Origin of the sequence: Anaerobacillus arseniciselenatis (genome assembly GCF_001865995.1) — a bacterium.
Classification (GTDB): Bacteria; Bacillota; Bacilli; order Bacillales; family Anaerobacillaceae; genus Anaerobacillus; species Anaerobacillus arseniciselenatis.
Genome location: NZ_MLQQ01000001.1, coordinates 524,859 through 543,865, shown reverse-complemented (window position 1 = coordinate 543,865; position 19,007 = coordinate 524,859). Strand labels below are relative to the sequence as shown.

At 34.4% G+C, this 19,007-nt stretch carries 18 protein-coding genes; 16 read left to right on the top strand and 2 right to left on the bottom strand.

Features of this window, described 5'->3' with window-relative positions:
- The first annotated feature begins 86 nt into the window (after positions 1-86).
- The 6 genes from BKP35_RS02660 to BKP35_RS02635 all read left to right on the top strand — a co-directional run bounded on the left by BKP35_RS02660 (position 87) and on the right by BKP35_RS02635 (position 7,108).
- Positions 87-818 carry a pseudouridine synthase gene (locus tag BKP35_RS02660; protein ID WP_071311832.1) on the top strand — a complete coding sequence of 244 codons (732 nt, stop codon included), beginning with the start codon at positions 87-89 and terminating at the stop codon, positions 816-818.
- 62 nt (positions 819-880) lie between these two features.
- Positions 881-1,408: a thiol-disulfide oxidoreductase ResA gene (resA, locus tag BKP35_RS02655; RefSeq protein ID WP_071311831.1), complete on the top strand. Its 528-nt coding sequence runs from the start codon at positions 881-883 to the stop codon at positions 1,406-1,408.
- A gap of 15 nt (positions 1,409-1,423) precedes the next feature.
- On the top strand, positions 1,424-3,043 hold the full coding sequence (resB, locus tag BKP35_RS02650) for a cytochrome c biogenesis protein ResB (protein WP_071311830.1): 1,620 nt from the start codon (positions 1,424-1,426) through the stop codon (positions 3,041-3,043).
- Between the two features lie 111 nt (positions 3,044-3,154).
- Positions 3,155-4,348 carry a c-type cytochrome biogenesis protein CcsB gene (gene ccsB / locus BKP35_RS02645; RefSeq protein ID WP_071311829.1) on the top strand — a complete coding sequence of 398 codons (1,194 nt, stop codon included), beginning with the start codon at positions 3,155-3,157 and terminating at the stop codon, positions 4,346-4,348.
- 262 nt (positions 4,349-4,610) lie between these two features.
- Complete coding sequence (locus BKP35_RS02640) at positions 4,611-5,327, top strand: response regulator transcription factor (protein ID WP_071311828.1); 717 nt, start codon at positions 4,611-4,613, stop codon at positions 5,325-5,327.
- Positions 5,327-7,108 carry an ATP-binding protein gene (locus tag BKP35_RS02635; protein ID WP_071311827.1) on the top strand — a complete coding sequence of 594 codons (1,782 nt, stop codon included), beginning with the start codon at positions 5,327-5,329 and terminating at the stop codon, positions 7,106-7,108. The genes BKP35_RS02640 and BKP35_RS02635 overlap by 1 nt, the downstream gene beginning before the upstream one ends.
- Before the next feature lie 248 nt (positions 7,109-7,356).
- Here the strand turns inward: BKP35_RS02635 and BKP35_RS02630 are convergent, their stop codons facing one another.
- Entirely contained in the window at positions 7,357-7,872 is a 516-nt protein-coding gene (locus BKP35_RS02630) for a MogA/MoaB family molybdenum cofactor biosynthesis protein (protein ID WP_071311826.1), read from the bottom strand.
- 135 nt (positions 7,873-8,007) lie between these two features.
- On the opposite strand from BKP35_RS02630, the gene BKP35_RS02625 reads away from it, so the two are divergent.
- The 6 genes from BKP35_RS02625 (at position 8,008) to BKP35_RS02600 (ending at position 13,883) form a co-directional block, all read left to right on the top strand.
- Positions 8,008-8,583: a cob(I)yrinic acid a,c-diamide adenosyltransferase gene (locus tag BKP35_RS02625; protein WP_071312222.1), complete on the top strand. Its 576-nt coding sequence runs from the start codon at positions 8,008-8,010 to the stop codon at positions 8,581-8,583.
- 308 nt (positions 8,584-8,891) lie between these two features.
- Positions 8,892-9,758, top strand: coding sequence for a M23 family metallopeptidase (locus tag BKP35_RS02620; RefSeq protein ID WP_071311825.1), 867 nt, complete (start codon positions 8,892-8,894; stop codon positions 9,756-9,758).
- Positions 9,759-10,095: 337 nt separating this feature from the next.
- On the top strand, positions 10,096-10,911 hold the full coding sequence (locus BKP35_RS02615) for a histidinol-phosphatase (protein WP_071311824.1): 816 nt from the start codon (positions 10,096-10,098) through the stop codon (positions 10,909-10,911).
- A gap of 128 nt (positions 10,912-11,039) precedes the next feature.
- A complete protein-coding gene (locus BKP35_RS02610) occupies positions 11,040-12,107 on the top strand; it encodes a M14 family metallopeptidase (protein WP_071311823.1) in 1,068 nt (355 codons plus the stop codon).
- Between the two features lie 420 nt (positions 12,108-12,527).
- Entirely contained in the window at positions 12,528-13,223 is a 696-nt protein-coding gene (locus tag BKP35_RS02605) for a FadR/GntR family transcriptional regulator (RefSeq protein WP_084031415.1), read from the top strand.
- Between the two features lie 21 nt (positions 13,224-13,244).
- The gene (locus BKP35_RS02600) at positions 13,245-13,883 is read left to right on the top strand and encodes a Crp/Fnr family transcriptional regulator (protein WP_071311821.1); all 639 of its coding nucleotides are present in this window, start codon (positions 13,245-13,247) and stop codon (positions 13,881-13,883) included.
- 45 nt (positions 13,884-13,928) lie between these two features.
- Here the strand turns inward: BKP35_RS02600 and BKP35_RS02595 are convergent, their stop codons facing one another.
- Positions 13,929-14,177, bottom strand: a complete 249-nt coding sequence (locus tag BKP35_RS02595) for a ferredoxin (RefSeq protein WP_071311820.1) — start codon at positions 14,175-14,177, stop codon at positions 13,929-13,931.
- A 348-nt stretch (positions 14,178-14,525) separates the two neighbouring features.
- Between BKP35_RS02595 and BKP35_RS02590 the strand changes: the two genes are divergently transcribed.
- The 4 genes from BKP35_RS02590 (at position 14,526) to BKP35_RS02575 (ending at position 18,100) form a co-directional block, all read left to right on the top strand.
- Positions 14,526-15,602 (top strand): YpbB family protein, encoded by a 1,077-nt coding sequence (locus BKP35_RS02590; RefSeq protein WP_084031414.1) that lies wholly within the window; start codon positions 14,526-14,528, stop codon positions 15,600-15,602.
- Positions 15,577-17,088, top strand: coding sequence for a RecQ family ATP-dependent DNA helicase (locus BKP35_RS02585; protein ID WP_071311819.1), 1,512 nt, complete (start codon positions 15,577-15,579; stop codon positions 17,086-17,088). The genes BKP35_RS02590 and BKP35_RS02585 overlap by 26 nt, the downstream gene beginning before the upstream one ends.
- Before the next feature lie 6 nt (positions 17,089-17,094).
- Complete coding sequence (locus BKP35_RS02580; protein ID WP_245741833.1) at positions 17,095-17,688, top strand: CPBP family intramembrane glutamic endopeptidase; 594 nt, start codon at positions 17,095-17,097, stop codon at positions 17,686-17,688.
- A 100-nt stretch (positions 17,689-17,788) separates the two neighbouring features.
- Positions 17,789-18,100 (top strand): hypothetical protein, encoded by a 312-nt coding sequence (locus BKP35_RS02575; RefSeq protein WP_071311818.1) that lies wholly within the window; start codon positions 17,789-17,791, stop codon positions 18,098-18,100.
- The last annotated feature ends 907 nt before the right edge of the window (positions 18,101-19,007 follow it).

Below are 19,007 nucleotides of genomic sequence, written 5' to 3'. Positions count from 1 at the left end.
CGAATGCTAAAAAAATTCAACACTCAAAATTCAAAACTACAAGAATTTAGAAATGAAAATCTTATCATAAATATGGGGTGGATAAAATGGAACGTTTACAAAAGGTGATTGCACAAGCAGGAGTAGCTTCAAGAAGGAAAGCTGAGGAGCTTATTACACAAGGAAGAGTATCAGTAAATGGTGAGGTAGTTACAGAATTAGGAACGAAGGTTACGCCGAGGAAAGATAAAGTAGAAGTAGATGGGGTTCCGATTGACCGAGAGGAACCAGTATATTTTATGCTGTACAAGCCTACAGGAGTTATTTCTAGTGTTAAAGATGATAAAGGTCGTAAAGTCGTTACTGATTTTATAGATTCTGAGCAACGTTTATTTCCTGTTGGGAGACTAGATTACGACACGTCAGGTCTGTTGTTACTAACGAATGATGGTGAGTTTGCTAATCAATTAATGCATCCTAAATATAAAGTTGGAAAAATGTATATTGCGAAAGTGAAAGGTATCCCAACACGTGAGTCATTACGACAATTAGAAAGAGGTATTATGTTAGAAGACGGTAAGACTGCACCAGCGAGAGTAAAGTTTGTGTCAGGAAATAAAAGTCAAGGTACTTCTATCATTGAAATTACGATCCATGAGGGGAAAAACCGCCAAGTTCGCCGTATGTTTGAAGCAATCGGTCACCCTGTATTAAAGTTAAAAAGAGAAATGTATGGATTTTTAAATTTAAAAGGGTTAAATAGTGGAGAAGCTAGAGAACTAAGACCTCATGAAGTAAAGCAATTACGTGAAATTGTAGAAAAAAATAAGTGTAATTAATTGTTTCTAATGTGTTAATAGTGTTAATATGTAAAAGTAGTATATAAGTGTGGGGGTTAGATATGAAGAATCGACGATTTTTAACTCGGCTTGTAGTGCTGTTAAGTATAACAGTCGCATTAGGATATACGTTTTATACAACTTTTGCCGATCAAAAAGATATTGTCTCGGTTGGAGAGGTTGCACCAAACTTCGTATTGAAAGATATGGAAGGAAATGAAGTTGAATTACACGATTTAAGAGGAAAAGGCGTTTTTCTGAACTTTTGGGCGACGGTATGTCCACCATGTGTGTATGAAATGCCGTACATGGAAAATAACTTTCAAAAATATAAAGATCAAGGCATTGAGGTAATTGCTGTGAACTTTGATGAACAACCGATACGTATTGAAAGATTTGTAGAGCGTCTTAATTTAACCTTCCCAATTTTATTAGATCCAGGTTTACAAGTTAGTCAATTATATGGAGTTAGAGAACTACCTGCTACTTTCTTAATTGATGAAGACGGAATTGTTATCGAAAGAAGAGTTGGTGCATTATCCGAACAAATGGTAGAAGATTACGTCCAGAGAATTGTACCAAGTCAGTAATGAGGTGTTTCATAAATGGAAAAAGCAAAATGTGAGTGTGGGCACGTCAACCCATATGGTACTGTCATTTGCGAATCATGTGGAAAGCCTTTTTTTGAAGAGGAAAAAGCTCTACTTAACATGCGCTATGAAGGCGTTGCTCGCCGCTCACAGACATACAATAAAACAATGATTGATAAAGTATGGAACTTCTTTTCAAGTGTAAAGGTCGGGATTTGGCTGATCGTTGTCACATTGTTAGCCTCGAGTATTGGAACAATTTTTCCGCAAGAAATGTATATTCCACCTACCGCCAACCCAACTTTTTTTTATGAAGCAGAGTATGGAGCTATAGGTAAAATTTATTACTTATTAGGTTTCCATGATCTTTATAACTCGTGGTGGTATATGTTATTAATTGCAGCACTAGGGGTTTCACTCATCATTTGTAGTCTTGACCGAGTTGTTCCGTTACATAGAGCATTAAAAACTCAACGGGTAACTCGACACGAAAGCTTTCTTCAGAGGCAACGTGTTCACGGTGTTTCTAATGTAGACGACAGCGATGAGACGATAGAACAAGCACAACAAATATTAAAAGAAAAAAAATATAACTTATTTGAAGAGAATGGAAATATTGTTGCTGAAAAAGGTCGCTTTTCACGATGGGGACCATATGTAAATCATATTGGACTTATTATTTTTTTAATAGGTTGTATGCTACGATTTTTTCCGGGAATGTATGTAGATGAAAATATTTGGGTTCGAGAAGGAGAAACCGTTGTTATAAGCGGAACCGACGGAGAATTCTTCTTGAGAAACGATCAATTTATCGTCGACTTTTACGATGATACTGATGAACGATTTCAAGATGCACTAGTAAGAGCAGGGAGCCCGATTGTGAGGAAATATCAAACTTCCGCAACTTTATTTCAAAGAATCGACGATGGGGTTGTAGGCAGAGAGCCTGAACTTGTAGAGGTTGCTCGCCACGATATTCGAGTGAATGATCCGTTTAAATTTGAAGGTTATGCACTTTATCAATATGCATTTAAGCAAAATGAAATAAGTGAAATGAGTTTTGAACTTGAAGAAAATGAAACCGGAGAACGGTTTGGTCGTATTGATGTTTCAACATATGACCCTGAAACCATTTATGATTTAGGAAACGGTTATAAAGTAGAAGTCATTGAGTATTTTCCGGATTTTTATTTTGATGATGACCGTACACCAGCTTCACAATCACGAATTCCGAACAACCCAGCATTTATTTTCAAAATATTTACTCCGGAAATTGAAGAAGGAGAAATCAGTTTTGTTGGAATTCAAACTAATCAAGATATTAATGGAGAAAATACCCATCGTCTAAGATTTGTTGACATTGAAATGAATCACGTGACAAACTTAGTCGTTCGTAAAGACTATACCCTAGGAATTTTAATGGTTGGTGGGGTTATTTTCATGGTCGGACTTGTCCAAGGTATGTACTGGACGCATCGGAGAATTTGGCTCCAAAAAGTGAACGATGAAATTTGGGTATCTGCTCATACAAATAAAAATTGGTACGGTTTAAAGAAAGATATAGAAGCGGTAGTTAGCAAAACCGAACTGACCATGCCAATTGATAGTGTGGAAGAGGAAGAGAAGAAATCTTGAGTGTTGAGTTAAGAGTGTAGAGTTTTGAGTCTGTGTAAGAGGTACTTCGAAGCCTTACTAGCATAACTCAAAACTCAAAACTCAAAACTCAAAGAAAAGGGAGGTTAACCTATGGACCAGTTAAGTCAACTTAGTAGTAATTTATTATTAATTGCTTTTTTTCTATATTTAGCAGCTACGATCTTTTTTGCGGTTTCTGTTACAGGAAAAAAGTTTAAAAATAAAGCAGGTGAAGAAAAAAATATAGCTGGCCTTTTAGGTTATAGTTCATCAATAATCGCATTACTATTTGCGTTAGGTTACTTTGTAACGAGATGGATCGTTGCAGGTCATGCTCCTGTTAGTAATTTGTTTGAATATACTACGTTTTTAGGGATTATGATGTCGCTTGCATTTGTTATTTTATATCCTATCTATAAGACTAATGTATTAGGTTTATTTACGATGCCTATCGTCATGTTAATTATTGCGTATGCATCGATGTTTCCTAGAGAAGTTTCACCACTAATTCCAGCCCTACAAAGTATTTGGTTAAAAATCCATGTAATTACAACTGCATTAGGTCAAGGGATTTTAGCGATTGGATTTGCTGGAGGTTTAATTTATTTACTCAGGGTCATCGATTTCAAAAAGAATGATAAGCAAGTGAAGGCAATTGAGTTTGTCATGTATTCTATGATAAGTATTGTAGGGTATATCTTAATTTCTTCTATTTTTAGTGGGCTAAATTACGAAGCACCATTTGCTTATGTAGATGAAAAAGGAATGGAAGCTGAAGTGGTATATCACCTTCCGCCACTTGTTGGACCAAATGAAGCAGTCCCTCTTACCGATGAGCAGATGACACCATTTTTTAATGTACACCCTAATATTAAAAGTGCTGATTTAAATACAGTGATTTGGTCGTTATTTACAGGTTTAGTGCTATATTATTTAGTTCGACTAATAACGAAAAGGAAAATTGGTGAATTATTACAACCGTTGCTTAAAGGAGTAAGCCCACAAGCTGCCGATGAAATAAGTTATCGAGCAATTGCCATAGGTTTCCCAATCTTTACTTTAGGTGGTTTGATTTTTGCAATGATCTGGGCACAAATTGCTTGGACCCGTTTTTGGGCATGGGATCCAAAGGAAGTGTGGGCATTAATCACATTTTTATTTTACGCCGCTTATTTACATTTACGACTTTCACGAGGCTGGCATGGCGAAAAGTCAGCATGGCTATGTGTTATCGGTTTTGCGATAATTATGTTTAATTTAATCTTCGTAAATTTAGTAATTGCAGGATTACATTCATACGCTTAGTTGGTATCAATCATAGAAGGGCATAGCGACATGTTGTTGCTATGCTTATTTTGGTTTTGAATGTCAATTACATGTAAAAATAATATAGTCAAAAGTAGATGTTATGTTAAAATATATTATTATGTAATATACTTATATATATAGGTTATATAATTTTTCATGGTGAAAAAAGCTAAACTTTTAACAAAATGAAAGTATGATGAATTTCATCTTTCATTTGTTTGAAGGATAGTATCAACTTATACGCTTGAGGGGGATATTTATGTCAAAAGAAGCTAAAATCTTAATTGTTGATGATGAAGAACGTATTCGTCGTCTTTTAAAAATGTATTTAGAAAGAGAAAACTATGATGTGGAAGATGCTGAAAATGGTGAAATTGCACTTCGCATGGCTGTTGAAAATAATTATGATTTAATTTTATTAGATATTATGATGCCAGGTATGGATGGTATTGAAGTCTGTAATGAAATTAGAAAGTCGAAAGCGACACCAATCATAATGTTGACTGCAAAAGGGGAAGAGGCTAACCGTGTTCAAGGGTTTGAGGCAGGTACTGATGATTATATCGTTAAACCTTTTAGTCCACGAGAAGTTGTCTTACGAGTAAAAGCTCTTTTAAGAAGGTCTTCTTCTACGAAGTTTTTACAAACAGAAACATCTACGAAAGACGTTTTAGTATTTCCGTACTTAACGATTGATAATGATGCCCATCGAGTAACAGTTGATGGCAGCGAAATTAGTTTAACACCTAAAGAGTACGAGTTACTTTACTATTTAGCACAAGCTCCAGATAAAGTATTTGCTCGTGAACAATTACTTAAAGATGTATGGAATTATGAATTTTTCGGTGATTTACGTACTGTAGATACTCATATTAAGCGTTTACGGGAAAAGTTAAACCGTTTATCTCCTGAAGCAGCAGCAATGATTTCTACAGTTTGGGGTGTAGGCTATAAGTTTGAGGCTGTGAAGGAATAATGTTTTGGAGAAGTGTCGTTGGTAAGCTATGGTTTACAATTTTATTGTTAGTATCGGTCGTGTTGACGATACTAACAATAATGTTATTGCAATATTTTGACAAGTTTCATACTGATCAAGCAGAAGAAAGGTTAACAAGCCATGCACATATGACCGCTTCTATATTAGAACATTACGATACAGAAGATACTGCACTGTCTACAAGTATGAAACTTGCTGATCATTACAATATGAAGCTAATGTTGTTAATCGATGATGGGAATTCTTGGTATTATCCAGAAGAAGACCAAGTTCCTATAGAATTATTTAAAAATGATCCCGAACTTTCAGAAGTCATTACAAAAAATGAAGTGGTGGTCACTCGTGGTGATTTTCCGTTTTATGTAAATGGTGAAGAGATTCATAATGAAGTTCTCGTTGTCGGCATACCTGTAAATTTTGTACAAAATCGTAGTGGAGTTCTTTATATTTATCAATATTTAGAAGTGATTGAAGAAGCGACACTACAGACGAAAAATATTATTTACCTTGCTGCTGGTATCGCCATTATTTTGACGACAATTTTTGCCTTCTTTTTATCAACAAGGATTACTGCACCACTTCGGAAAATGAGACAAGCTTCTTTAGAAGTGGCTAAAGGGAATTTTGATACGAAGATGCCCATTTTAACGAGAGATGAAATCGGGTCTTTGGCGATGGCATTTAATAGAATGGGTAGAGTTTTAAATACAAATTTAACAGCTCTTAACCAAGAAAAAGAACAGTTGTCAAGAATATTAAGTAGTATGGCCGATGGGGTTATTACTTTGGACCGAAAAGGGTCGATCGCTGTGACGAATCCGCCCGCGGAACAATTTATTCAAGCTTGGCATTTTGAACAAAGTACAAATAACAATGAAAACACAGACGACCTACCTAAGGCGATAAAAAAGCTGTTTCAACAAGTAGTTGCTCTTGAGGAGGAACAGATGGTAGAAGTCGATGTACAAGGCAGGGCTTGGGTTGTATTGATGACTCCACTATACGATGATAATTTTGTACGTGGTGCAGTGGCTGTATTGCGTGATATGACGGAAGAGCGATTGCATGATAAGTTGAGGAAAGATTTTATCGCTAATGTATCTCATGAATTGAGAACGCCAATATCAATGTTACAAGGGTATAGTGAGGCAATAATTGATGATATTGCCGGATCTGAAGAAGAGAAAAAAGAATTAGCAAAAATTATATATGATGAGTCATTACGAATGGGACGCCTAGTAAATGAGTTACTTGACTTAGCTCGTATGGAAGCTGGCCATATTCAATTGAATATTGAACCTATAAACATTCGCGAATTTTCAAGGCGAGTATTAAGAAAATTTCAAGGTGTAGCTAAAGATCATAACATACAATTAAGGGCTGAGATAGCCGAAGTCGATCATCAAATTATGGTCGATAGTGATCGAATTGAGCAAGTTTTAACGAATTTAATCGATAATGCGATGCGTCATACGAGTGTTGAAGGCTCTGTTACTTTAGTTGTGTCACCACTTAGAGAAGGAATAAAAATTGATGTTCGTGATACGGGGTCAGGAATACCTGAAGAAGATTTACCGTTTGTTTTTGAGCGTTTTTATAAAGCTGATAAAGCAAGAACAAGAGGTCGAGCTGGTACTGGGCTAGGATTAGCGATTGTGAAAAATATTGTCGAAGCACATAACGGTCATGTCTCTGTCCACAGCAAATTAGGAGAAGGAACGACATTTTCCTTTTTCCTTCCTTCGAAAATTGATGAATAAAGACTTTTCTGAACGAAAGTTCTTGTTTCATAAGAAACATTTTAAATTATAATTTACAATTATTGATGGTAAAGCTTAGAAGCGAAACTTTACCATCAACTGTACAATGTGAATTGTACATTAAAAAAGGGCAGTCCCTTAAGTGTCTGACACCATGTAGAACTTACTGAATATAGACGATTAAGTTTATTATCCGTCTATATTTGGTGTCTAACGGTGTCTGACACTTTCTTTTTTTGCAGCCCTTATTACTTCTTATCTTTATAAATTTCACGCATAACGTGTGCTAATTCTGGAACAATTAGTTTGTTCATCGCAAGTTTTACGGCACCAGACGATCCTGGCATTGAAAATATTGCGGTTGCTCCTCTAACTCCAGCAATTGCTCTACTTAAAATAGCAGCTGGGCCGATATCTTCTGCATAACTTAAATATCTGAAAATCTCTCCGAAACCAGGCATTTCTTTATCTAACATATCTCTTACAGCTTCGTATGTAGTATCTCTAAACGTAATACCAGTTCCACCATTTAGTAAAACAGCTTCAACTTCAGGGCGTTCAGATGCCTCGCGAATTAATGTTTGAATCTCTGTGTATTCATCTTTAACGATATGATAGTCGACAACTTCATAGGGACCAACATCTAATAACTCTTTCATAAGCTGACCGCTTTTATCTGTATCTTTCGTACGTGTATCAGAAACAGTTATAATCATAACATTAACTGATTTCGGTGCTTCCTTTCGATGTTCTTCTACTCCCATCTGTAAACCCTCCTAAATATTGTTTTCACAGTGGATTATATCATAATTTGAAAAAAAGGAAAAAAACACTGTTTCATGGAGGATGGAATTTGTATAATAAAATGAAGAGGTAATTAAAGAATGGGGGCGTATGAAGTGAAATTGTACACAAAAACTGGTGATAAAGGGAAAACAAGTGTAATCGGTGGTAGGTTGGACAAAGATCACGTTCGCGTTGAAGCGTATGGAACGGTTGACGAACTTAATTCGTTTGTAGGAGTGGCGATTGCTGAACTTAGTGAAGAGTTATTTCGGGATATCATTAAAGAATTAGAAAAAATTCAACATGAATTATTTGATTGCGGTGGCGATTTAGCAATAATATCCAAGGAAAAAAATTTAAAGGCTAATGAGGAAATGGTTACTTTTTTAGAAGAACGTATTGATGCTTATACGGATGAAGCTCCACCTATTCAGAAGTTTATTTTACCTGGTGGTTCAAAAGCATCTTCGGCTATCCACGTATGTCGTACGGTAACTCGGAGAGCAGAGCGCTTAGTTGTTCAATTAGATAAAATGGATCAAACTAATCAGGTTGTATTAAAATACTTAAACAGGTTATCAGATTACTTTTTTGCAATAGCAAGGGTTATAAATTTTCGCCTAAGTGTAAAAGATGTTGAATATGAACGTAGTGCATTAGTGTTCAAAGATAATAAAACTAAGGATTAAATATACTAATGAGGATATAGGGGTGGCCGTAATCGGGCTACCTCTTTTTGTTGAACAACGGTGAACTTTCGAATTCGTTAATGAATAAATAATACGATTATTGGAAAATCATATAAACGTTCGGTTTATAAAGAAGACTAAATTTTAACAAACATTTTCAACGGAGTTGTTTGTGAAGTGAAAGGGAGAACAGTTGACGAGTATATACTCGGGTGAGAGGGTAGGGTCATGAAGAATATTGTTGTTATAAATAAATAAGTTTTTCCATAGGATGATAGTAAAAAAGAAGTTTAAAATAGGAGGATTTTATGTACGACTATATTAGACGTTTTTTGATTGTGATTGCTGTAGCATTATCAATAGGTTTATTGTTTTTAAGTACTACAGTATCATTTGCAGAATCGTATGATAAATATGAACGAGTTCATTTTATTTGGCCTACTGAAGGACTTATTACCGATACATTTGGAACGAGAAATGGAAAGCATTACGGGATTGATATTGCAGCCCCAAGAGGGACAACGGTCGTTTCAGTAAATGAAGGAGTAGTCAAAAAATCATACTACTCTAATACGTATGGTAATGTCATTTTTATTGAACATCAGGAAGGCTTTGAAACAGTATATGCCCACCTCGATGAACGCTTAGTGGAAAAAGGTGAGCGGGTGAATGAAGGCGAGAAAATAGGGACTGTCGGTAACACGGGGCGATCTTCAGGAGACCATCTACATTTTGAAGTTCATGATGGTAATTGGTTGATGTCAAAATGTAATGCCATCGACCCTTTTCTAGTTTTATCGGACGAGCTAGAGAAACAGCAGTATCAAGTTGCTTCATCCTCTAATATTAGTGATGAATTAGAGGTAACGAATACTACAGATATGAAAGGTTTTATGCTTGTCGATATAAAAGATGGTGATAGTTTATGGAGTTTGGCCGAGCGTTATCAAGTAACAATTGACGAGATCAAAAAGTGGAATGAATTGAATACTGATAATATATTAGCGAATGATCAATTGAAAATTGTCTCGAAAGGAAACTATGTTGTTCAACAAGGAGATACATTATGGAAAATCTCAAAACAATCAGGAGTTTCAATCTCTGAAATAAAAAAAATGAACGATATAAAAGGGGATACGATTCAAGTTGGAAGTTTATTAAAAGTGAAAAATTAAGGAACTGACCCTTTTCGTCACTTCTTTTGTATGTATAAGTTGGACAGTTGGTTTGTTGGTTAGTTGGAAAGGTAATACTAGACTTTTGCATTATAAATGTGAAGCTAGAACTTCGTGATTGGTTGTATAAAAAAGGCGGATGATTTCGTGAACGAGCCTCTGAGATTCGTTATAAGGTCACAGCGAAGAGAAGGAAATCATCCGCCTTTTCCATATGAGATGGTAACGGTTACGTCATGAGCGTTTTGTATGAAAAAGAGCTTTTTCTCTTCACTATATTAAAGTTAACGGTTATAATAGTTAAAATAGTTAGACTTTTTATAGAGAGGAGATAAAAATGTTAACAGATTATCACAATCACCTAGAAAGAGGAACGTTATCGTTACAATATTTAAAGCAATTTACTGATCAAGCCACAGCAAAAGGAATTGAGCATTTTGGTATTTCTGAACATGCTTATCATTTTTATCAAACAAAAAATATCTTAAGTAACCCTTGGGTAGATGCAAGAAGATATTATGATATGGAAGATTATAAAAGTCTATTTCATCAAGCTTGGGATAACGGTATTGATGTAAAGATGTCGATTGAAATGGACTATACACCTGGAAAGCATGAAGAAATGGCAGAGTTTATCAGGGGATATGACTTTGATTATGTAATTGGTTCCATCCATTGGGTTGGAGATTTCGGTATTGATTTAGGAGAATTCAAACATGAATGGGAACTACGAGACATTAAGGAAACATATAAAGGCTATTTTGATCAAGTAGTTACTTTAGCACAATCGAACTTGTTTGATATTATTGGGCACCTTGATTTAGTAAAAATATTTAATTACGTGCCAACTGATGAACAGTTTTTATTAGAACAATATGAACGAGCGACGACAGCACTAGCCAATTCAAAAACTTGTGTTGAAATTAGTACAGCAGGCTTACGTAAGCCTGTAGGAAAACTATATCCTGATCCTAGGTTACTTAAGTTATGTTATCAAAAAGGGGTCCCAATCGTCTTATCTTCCGACGCACATGTTCCTGATGATGTAGGACGAGACTTTGACGAAGCCATCGCACTAGCCAGATCGGTCGGTTATACGTCTTTAATGACTTTTGAAAAAGGAGAGCGAAAAGAGGTCACACTAGGCAAATAAAAAAATATGAATCAAGACTCTCTGAGATCTGATCTCGGTGAGTTTTTTTTTTACGAACACATAAATGAAAAAGTTTAGGCATAAAGATTAGTTCAAACATTTTATCTTGATAAAAGGGGGAGACATCTTTGCAAACGTATTTTGTACGTGAGGGAGATACGATTCATAAAGTTGCACAACGTTTCCAAATTCGTCCTCTTGAACTATTGATGGCTAATAAGCACATCTATAATGATCGTGAATATATTTACCCAGGAGAACAAATGATTATCCCAAAAGAGAAAACGCTTTTTAAACGTGTGTCTTCGCCGTATATATGTACGATGGAGTATGGTCCAACAGACCTTGAAGAAGATATAAAAAAGTTAAAGAAACACTTTTCATCTATTATATCAATTCAAAAGATAGGAAAATCTGTAATGGGAAAGCCGATTCATGCATTAGTTATCGGTTCTGGTAAAAAGGAAGTTTTTTATTCAGCAGGGTGGCACGCAAATGAATGGCTGACCTCAAAATTCTTAATGGTTTTCTTAAAACAACTATTACAATGCTATCAATCGAACCTTTCTTTTTTTCATTACAATATAAGAGAAATTTTAAATGATGTTAAGTTGTATATTGTTCCGATGGTCAATCCTGATGGAGTCGAACTTGTACAGCAAGGTATTTATGAAGAGCATCCATTTTATGAATCGGTATTAAAAATAAATAAAGGAGCAAGACGTTTTGACCATTGGTCGAGTAACATACGAGGAGTTGATTTAAACCACCAATGGCCTGCGGGTTGGGAAATCGAAGCTAAGGAAAGCCCTCAAGTACCTTGGCCTAGACATTATAGTGGGACCGCACCATTAACAGAGCCCGAAGTAAAAGCGGTTTATCACTTAACTCAACGTCATAATTTCGCTTATGTTCTAGCTTTCCATTCACAAGGCCAAGTGATTTATTGGGGCTATAAAAATCTCGAACCCAAGAAAAGTAAAGAGATGGTTGAACGCTTATCTCTTGCAAGCTCTTATGAACCAATAAGGACAGCCGACAGTGATGGTGGGTATAAAGATTGGTTTATCCAAGAGACAGGTAAACCTGGGTTTACAATAGAGGTTGGTGTAGGAACGAATCCGCTACCATTTTCAGCATTTGAGGAAATTTGGTCAAATAATAGCATGTTGGCATTAGAAGGGTTAATATTATAAATCATAAACAACAATTTAATGAAATCATAAGGGTGTCTCAAACAAATTGTCAATTATTAACGTAGCACTAAATACAGACGAATGTAATCTAGTTATGTCTATTTTAGTTTCTATAGTGAACTGATAATTTTGGGACACTCTTTTTGTGTGTAAAAGTTGGATAGTTGGTTAAAGATTGCCCCCCTTTTTCTTCTTAGATGGTGACGAATAATAATCGTCAAGAGTTTTGTACGAAAATTAGTTTGTTACTATTAAAAATACAATATTTGTTTGAAACTTTGCCAGTTTATAGGTACAACTTAATTGTGTGACAAGTCATCAGATGAATCTGAGAGATTTATAAGTAGAAGTTAAGTTCATCAAAGAGTTTATTAAAAAAGTATGGAAATAAACCCTTAAAAAAGTGAGAGGATTTGGATTATGATAAAGCAAGTAAAGCCAAAAAAAATATATGAAATTGTTGCTGAACAATTAACAGAAATGATATTAAGTGGCGAGGTAAAACCAGGAGAGCGTCTTTCATCTGTACAACAACTTGCCGAAGATTTTAATGTCGGAAGATCGGCGATTAGAGAAGCTCTTAGCGCTTTAAAGGCTATGGGTTATATCGAAATTCGTCAAGGTGAAGGGACATTCGTAAAAAAAATTGATATTGATGTTACAAATAAAATGATTCCTCGAGTTTTACAAGAAGATGATATTCGTCAATTATTTGATATACGTAAATTTAACGAAACGGGTGCTGCATCACTAGCTGCTGATAACCGGACATCTGAAGACATCGATAAGTTAGAAGAAATTCTCGCTAAGATGAAAAAATTTGAAGGGGACGGAGGTTTAGGGGAAGAAGCGGATATCGAATTTCATATGGCTATTGTAAAAGCTTCAAAAAACGAAATGCTTTATCGTTTAATGACAACGATTTCTGAAACGATGCAAGAGTCAATGCGTGAAGCTAGACAGTTATTCCTTTATTCCAATGATGAAAAGATGAGGCAATTATATGATGAACATTATGCCATTTTTCTGGCGATAAAAAATAAGGATTCTGGTTTAGCTTATAAAAAAATGATGGAACATATCGTCGGTATTGAAAAAGAGTTATTTATTAATTAGTAACAAGTTAAGGAGATTATCATGAAAGAATGGCAAACTTTATTAAAAAAAATGGATTTCTTCCAAGGTTTAACGGATGAAGAGATAACCCCTCTTTTTGCACAAGCGATCGAGAAAAAATTTGAGGACAAGGAAATATTATTTTCAGAAGGTGATGAACGAAAATTTTTATATGTTTTAGGAAAAGGAACTGTCCTTGTAAGTAAGTTAAGTGAAGATGGTGAAGAATCCTTAATTAACATTTTAACGAGTGGTGAAATTTTTCCTCATACAGGTTTTTTTGATGATGGACCATACCCTGGGACGGCAACCGCCAAAAAGCAAGCGGAAGTATTAATGGTACCGATTGTGGCTTTTGAGCGTTTTATTGAAACACACCCTGAACTAGCATTTAGGATCATTAAAGTGATGAATAAAAAGATTTTTCTGTTACAACGAAAGTTAAATGATATGCTTTCATTAAACGTTGAAGACCGTCTTTTTTCTGCTTTAAAGCAGGTGGGGCAATTAACCCAAGCAGAAAAAGTTCATTTGACCCATCAAGAATTAGGGAATATTGTAGGGGCGTCTCGGGAAACTGTAACGAGACAATTAAAAAAGCTAGAAAAGCAAGGTAAGTTAGAAGTGAAAAAAGATCATATAAAATTATTAGAATGTTAAAAAACTAAAGCTTCCACTGTAAAGTGGAAGCTTTAGAATGATTAATTAATCAAATTTTAGTGCGTCACCGTTAAACGGCTCATCAGCAATTTTGATTGAATCTGTTGGACAGCCTTCAGAGCCGTCTTCCATGTCATCGTATAAATCTTCTGGTACTTCAGCAGTTCCTTGATTGTCGTCAAGGATTACGAAAGCGATGCCATCATCATCATAATCATAAATATCAGGTGCTGCTGATCCACATGCTCCACATGCGATACAAGTATCTTTGTCTACAATTGTGTATTTTGCCATAAACAAAAACCTCCCAAATTTTTGTGAAAAATTAGATCCCTTGGAGCAAAATGATATGTATTTGAAACGAAACAATGATAACAAAATACATTTTGAACAAGGAATTAATATTTCTAACCATATTGTATAAATAAATTGGTCACATTTCAATAGGAAAATGTATTGAGAATCCTTATCACATAAGCTTTTATTAGAATAATAGCTATTGTTACAGTAAAAATAGCTGTAATAATTATTTTTTTATAGTAAAAAAATTTCGAAAGCAGTCGAAAAACAGATAATAAATGTTTAAAATGTACTACAATAATATGCCGATAATATATTTGAACTGTTTTAGGAGTTGATGTAGTGGACTACTTAATTGTAATTTTAACTTATATGATCAAACAATTTAATGGAAATCGAACGGTATTTGGCGCATATCACATTCTTAAAGGGAAAAAATCAGCACAAACCATTCAAGACTGCCATTTGTTTAAAATTGCGCCATTTTTTGGTGTATATAAACAGTTAGAAAGAGACACCGTTATTGAAGTGATTAATACTTTATCTGAGAAAAGTTTAATCGTTGAATGTAGTGAACAGCGATTTATATTAACTGAAAAAGGAGAGCAGTTTTTACGTAGGAAAATGAACGAAAATCCGCTGCCGCGACATTTAAATGGCTATATTTATAAAGATATAGCAGAACTATTTTGGAGAAGGATTGTATTAACTAGTCAATGTTTATCGTTTTTAAAAATCGATAAGAATAATTTTTTACCAATTATTAAAGACCGAAATATACAAACATGGGTTAGAGGTTACTTAACGACATCAACTAATCAACTTGATAAATTGACAAATCAACTTTATACGGAGTTAAATGAGGTATTAAAACAATTTTCTGAGAAAGAAGCGACTATTTTTGTTTTAAGGCTAAGTAGTAGCCATCGAATTGGTCTTACAAATGAACAAATAGCAAGTGAGTTATCAGTTCATCATTTTTATAGTCATTTACTTTTTTTAAACACTGTTCATGGTATGATCCGATTTGTTACAAGACAAAAAGATGCATTTCCTATCCTACATAGTTTTTTAGATGACGTACTGAAACATTCCTATCTCACTGAAACAGCTAAAAGTACATATAGCCTTTTAAAGGAAGGGCTAAGTATAGATGATATAGCTATGAGAAGGGGGTTAAAGGTGAGTACAGTAGAAGATCATGTTGTAGAAATTGCTATGTCTATAAAAAGTTTTTCGATCGACCCATTTGTTACTAAAGAGGACCAATCAATGATTAATAGTACAATTAACTTTCTAAAAACAAAAAGGTTAAAAGAAATAAAAGAAGAACTAAATCATCGTGTTTCGTATTTTGCGATTCGTTTAACTTTAGCTAAAAAGGAGGTTAACAATGGAAGTAATGCAAATCTTGTATGAAAAATTTAAATTAACATCTTTTCGTCTAGGACAAAAGGAGATAATAAATGACCTCTTAAAAAACAAAGATGTATTAGCGATGCTTCCTACAGGATCGGGTAAGTCACTCTGTTATCAATTACCTGCTTTTTTGTTACACGGTGTTACGATTGTTGTCTCACCTCTATTGTCATTAATGGAAGATCAAGTTCAGCAGTTAAAAAGTCAAGGAATAAAAGAGGTTGTGGCCCTAAATAGTTTTTTAAGTATTGATGAACGTGAGATGGTCATGAAGGATCTTCACAAGCAAAAAATTATTTACGTCTCTCCTGAAATATTACAATCGAGGTCAATACAGAACCACTTAAAGAATATGAAAATTTCACTATTCGTTGTGGACGAGGCCCACTGCATATCACAATGGGGTCATGAGTTTAGGACTGACTATTTAAAGCTAAACGAAGTAAGAAGTAGGTTAGGAAACCCGACATGTCTAGCTATTACAGCAACAGCTACAAAAGAAGTACAACAAGATATTATTGAAAAGTTAAATTTGACTTCTTTTGAAAGCCATATTTTTACTGTTGACCGACCCAACATTAGTATTGTCGTAAAAGAGTGTGGTCATTTAGTTTCTGAAAAGATAAATGAGCTCGTTTATTTAACTAAGAACCTACAAGGTCCAGGAATTATTTATGCATCTTCTAGGAAATGGACCGAGGACCTAGCTTCTATTTTAAGAAAAGAAGGGATAAAAGATGTTTCGTTTTACCACGGTGGAATGAATAATGATGACCGTTTATTAATTCAACAGCAATTTATTAACGATGAACTTCAGTTAATCTGTTGTACAAGTGCTTTTGGAATGGGGATAAATAAGCCGAATATTCGTTATGTCATTCATTTTCACGCTCCGTTACAGTTGGAATCATATTTACAAGAAATTGGAAGGGCGGGCCGAGATAATAGAGAAAGTATAGCAATCACTTTGTTTAGTGAGTCAGATCTTCCATTACATATGAACTTATTAACAATGGAGTTTCCTAATGAAGAACAAATTGATGCTATATTTGCATCTTTAGAAAGCAATCATCGTTTCCGAAGGGTAAATGAAAATGAATTTTTAACACAAACTGGGACAAGCGAAATTATGTGGAGGTTTATTCGGTTTCATTTGGAAGAACATGGTGTTATGATTGATTATAAATATAAACGACATTCTATTACTATTGAGGACTTAAAAACAAGCCTTAAAGACAAGATTAAGGATAGAATAACTTATAAGCAAAATAAGTTTAAAGAATTTCAACAATGGCTATCTAATCATACAGAGTGCAGGAGAGAGACTATACTCGCTCAATTTAACGAAACTTTAATTTATAAGCCCCAAAAATGTTGTGATGTTTGTGGAATCGATCTTCATGATTATTTTACAAATGAATCTACAATAAAAAGTCTTGAATTTCAGTCGTGGCAAGAAGAGTTGAAAAAAATATTTCATCAATGATTAAGGTTGGATGAAGCAGTGAAACAATCGGAATTAGTAAAAAAAATGACGGATAAAGAAATTTTATTAAATTTATACATCACACAGCTGATTATGGTAGTGCTTGCAATCATTTTAAGTCTGTTTCTTTTTGACAGCTTACAAGATGTACTAAGTTTATTTAAGTGGCAACCTTATTATATTTTTGTCATCGGTGGAGGGTGTGCAATAGTTATCATTTTATTGGAACTGTTGCTTGAGAAGGTCTTTCCGAAACGTTGGTTAGATGACGGTGGAATTAATGAACGCGTTTTTCGTAATAGAAGTGTTTTGCATATATTTATTTTGGCAGCGGTAATTGCTTTTTCAGAAGAGCTTTTATTTAGAGGTGTATTGCAAACTCATTTTGGATTAGTGCCGGCAAGTATTCTATTTGCAATTATTCACTTCAGATATTTAAGTAAAATAGTCCTTTTTATAGTAGTAGTAAGTTTAAGTTTTTTTTTAGGTTTGCTGTACCACTGGACAGGAAATTTACTCGTTCCAATTTTTGTACATTTTACGATAGATTTTGTATTAGGCTGTATTTTACGCTTCCGTAATCAAAAAAATCAGGTATAATTGTTATAAGAAAAACGATTATTCTGTCAACAGGGCGGTTATTTTAAAAAGAGTCTATAAAAAACAGGTTAAGTATATTGTGGTAGTTGAGGTGATATGGATGACATCAAACTTTAACGAAGATCAGGCTGAACAACTACGTAAACGTATAGAGAAACATGATGAAAAACTAGAAGATCAAACGGAGGCTGTTGACGTATTAAGTCTTCCGTCAAGAAAAGAAAAGTTTAATAAAAGTAAGCTTGAATCCCAACCTTCTCGAAGACAAAAGAAACGCGAGAAACAAACGAATACAAAAAAAAATAAAACGAAGGTTAAATTTCCCCTCGTTAGAATTTTGTTATTTTTATTTTTAGTGTTAGTAGTATTAGTGACTACATACCCAAAGTGGATTGAAAGATTAAACTTATAGTTTTAAAAAAATAGTTGTTTTTGAATTTTCTAAAATTTTTCATTTACTTTAGTACACATACGTGTTAAAGTAGTAAATGTAAATGACCTCTTATTTTTCTCTCTTTGTTGAAAGCTAATCTTTAGCTTTCTTCTTTTTTTTGTCTGAAAAAAGTCGAATGATTTCGTGAACGAGCCTCTGAGATTTGGAAGAAGGTCAAAGCGAAGGGAAGGAAATCATTCGACTTTTCCATATTAAATGGTGGCGATGCTTCGTCATGCGCGTTTTGTATGAAAAAAGAACGAGTAATTTCCTGAACGAGCCTCTAAAATTCGCTAGAAGTTTACAGCGAAGAGAAGGGAATTGCTCGTTCTTTTACATATTAGATGATGACGATAAAATCATCATGCATGTTTTATATGTAAAAGAAAATCGACTGGAATTTTTCTTTCTAGATGGAAATAAGAGGCCATCTAGATTGTTTTGTATTATGGAACATGTATCATTAAAACTATATTACAAATTATGTAATATAGTTTTAATATTGAGTTGATTGAAAATTTAAATAATAACCGTTATAATTGATTATAGAAAGCGCTTACTTTGAAGTGTATAACATAATACGCCGAATTTCTTGATCCGTCCAGAACGGAATTTTTATATAGTTCAATGAATTTCATAATTCATTATTCTCGCCACTAAGATCAATATATAGTCGCGTCAAAACCATTCGCAAACTATATATAGCGTGATGTGGCTCGTTTTGGTAATTATGAAATTCACTCAGTTAGTTGATGACGGTTAAATCGTTATGAGAGTTTTGTATGAAAAAAGGCGGGTGCTTTTGCGAACGAACGTCTGAGATTCGTTAGAAGGTCACAGCGAAGTGAAGGAAATCATCCGCCTTTTCCGTATTAGATGGTGACGG

Coding starts and splice junctions, on each gene's coding strand:
- BKP35_RS02575 (WP_071311818.1), top strand. CDS start 17,789: ATGACATCAAACTTTAACGAAGATCAGGCTGAACAACTACGTAAACGT.
- BKP35_RS02605 (WP_084031415.1), top strand. CDS start 12,528: ATGATAAAGCAAGTAAAGCCAAAAAAAATATATGAAATTGTTGCTGAA.
- BKP35_RS02595 (WP_071311820.1), bottom strand. CDS start 14,177: ATGGCAAAATACACAATTGTAGACAAAGATACTTGTATCGCATGTGGA.
- BKP35_RS02635 (WP_071311827.1), top strand. CDS start 5,327: ATGTTTTGGAGAAGTGTCGTTGGTAAGCTATGGTTTACAATTTTATTG.
- ccsB (WP_071311829.1), top strand. CDS start 3,155: ATGGACCAGTTAAGTCAACTTAGTAGTAATTTATTATTAATTGCTTTT.
- resA (WP_071311831.1), top strand. CDS start 881: ATGAAGAATCGACGATTTTTAACTCGGCTTGTAGTGCTGTTAAGTATA.
- BKP35_RS02620 (WP_071311825.1), top strand. CDS start 8,892: ATGTACGACTATATTAGACGTTTTTTGATTGTGATTGCTGTAGCATTA.
- resB (WP_071311830.1), top strand. CDS start 1,424: ATGGAAAAAGCAAAATGTGAGTGTGGGCACGTCAACCCATATGGTACT.
- BKP35_RS02630 (WP_071311826.1), bottom strand. CDS start 7,872: ATGGGAGTAGAAGAACATCGAAAGGAAGCACCGAAATCAGTTAATGTT.
- BKP35_RS02660 (WP_071311832.1), top strand. CDS start 87: ATGGAACGTTTACAAAAGGTGATTGCACAAGCAGGAGTAGCTTCAAGA.
- BKP35_RS02600 (WP_071311821.1), top strand. CDS start 13,245: ATGAAAGAATGGCAAACTTTATTAAAAAAAATGGATTTCTTCCAAGGT.
- BKP35_RS02640 (WP_071311828.1), top strand. CDS start 4,611: ATGTCAAAAGAAGCTAAAATCTTAATTGTTGATGATGAAGAACGTATT.
- BKP35_RS02585 (WP_071311819.1), top strand. CDS start 15,577: ATGGAAGTAATGCAAATCTTGTATGAAAAATTTAAATTAACATCTTTT.
- BKP35_RS02615 (WP_071311824.1), top strand. CDS start 10,096: ATGTTAACAGATTATCACAATCACCTAGAAAGAGGAACGTTATCGTTA.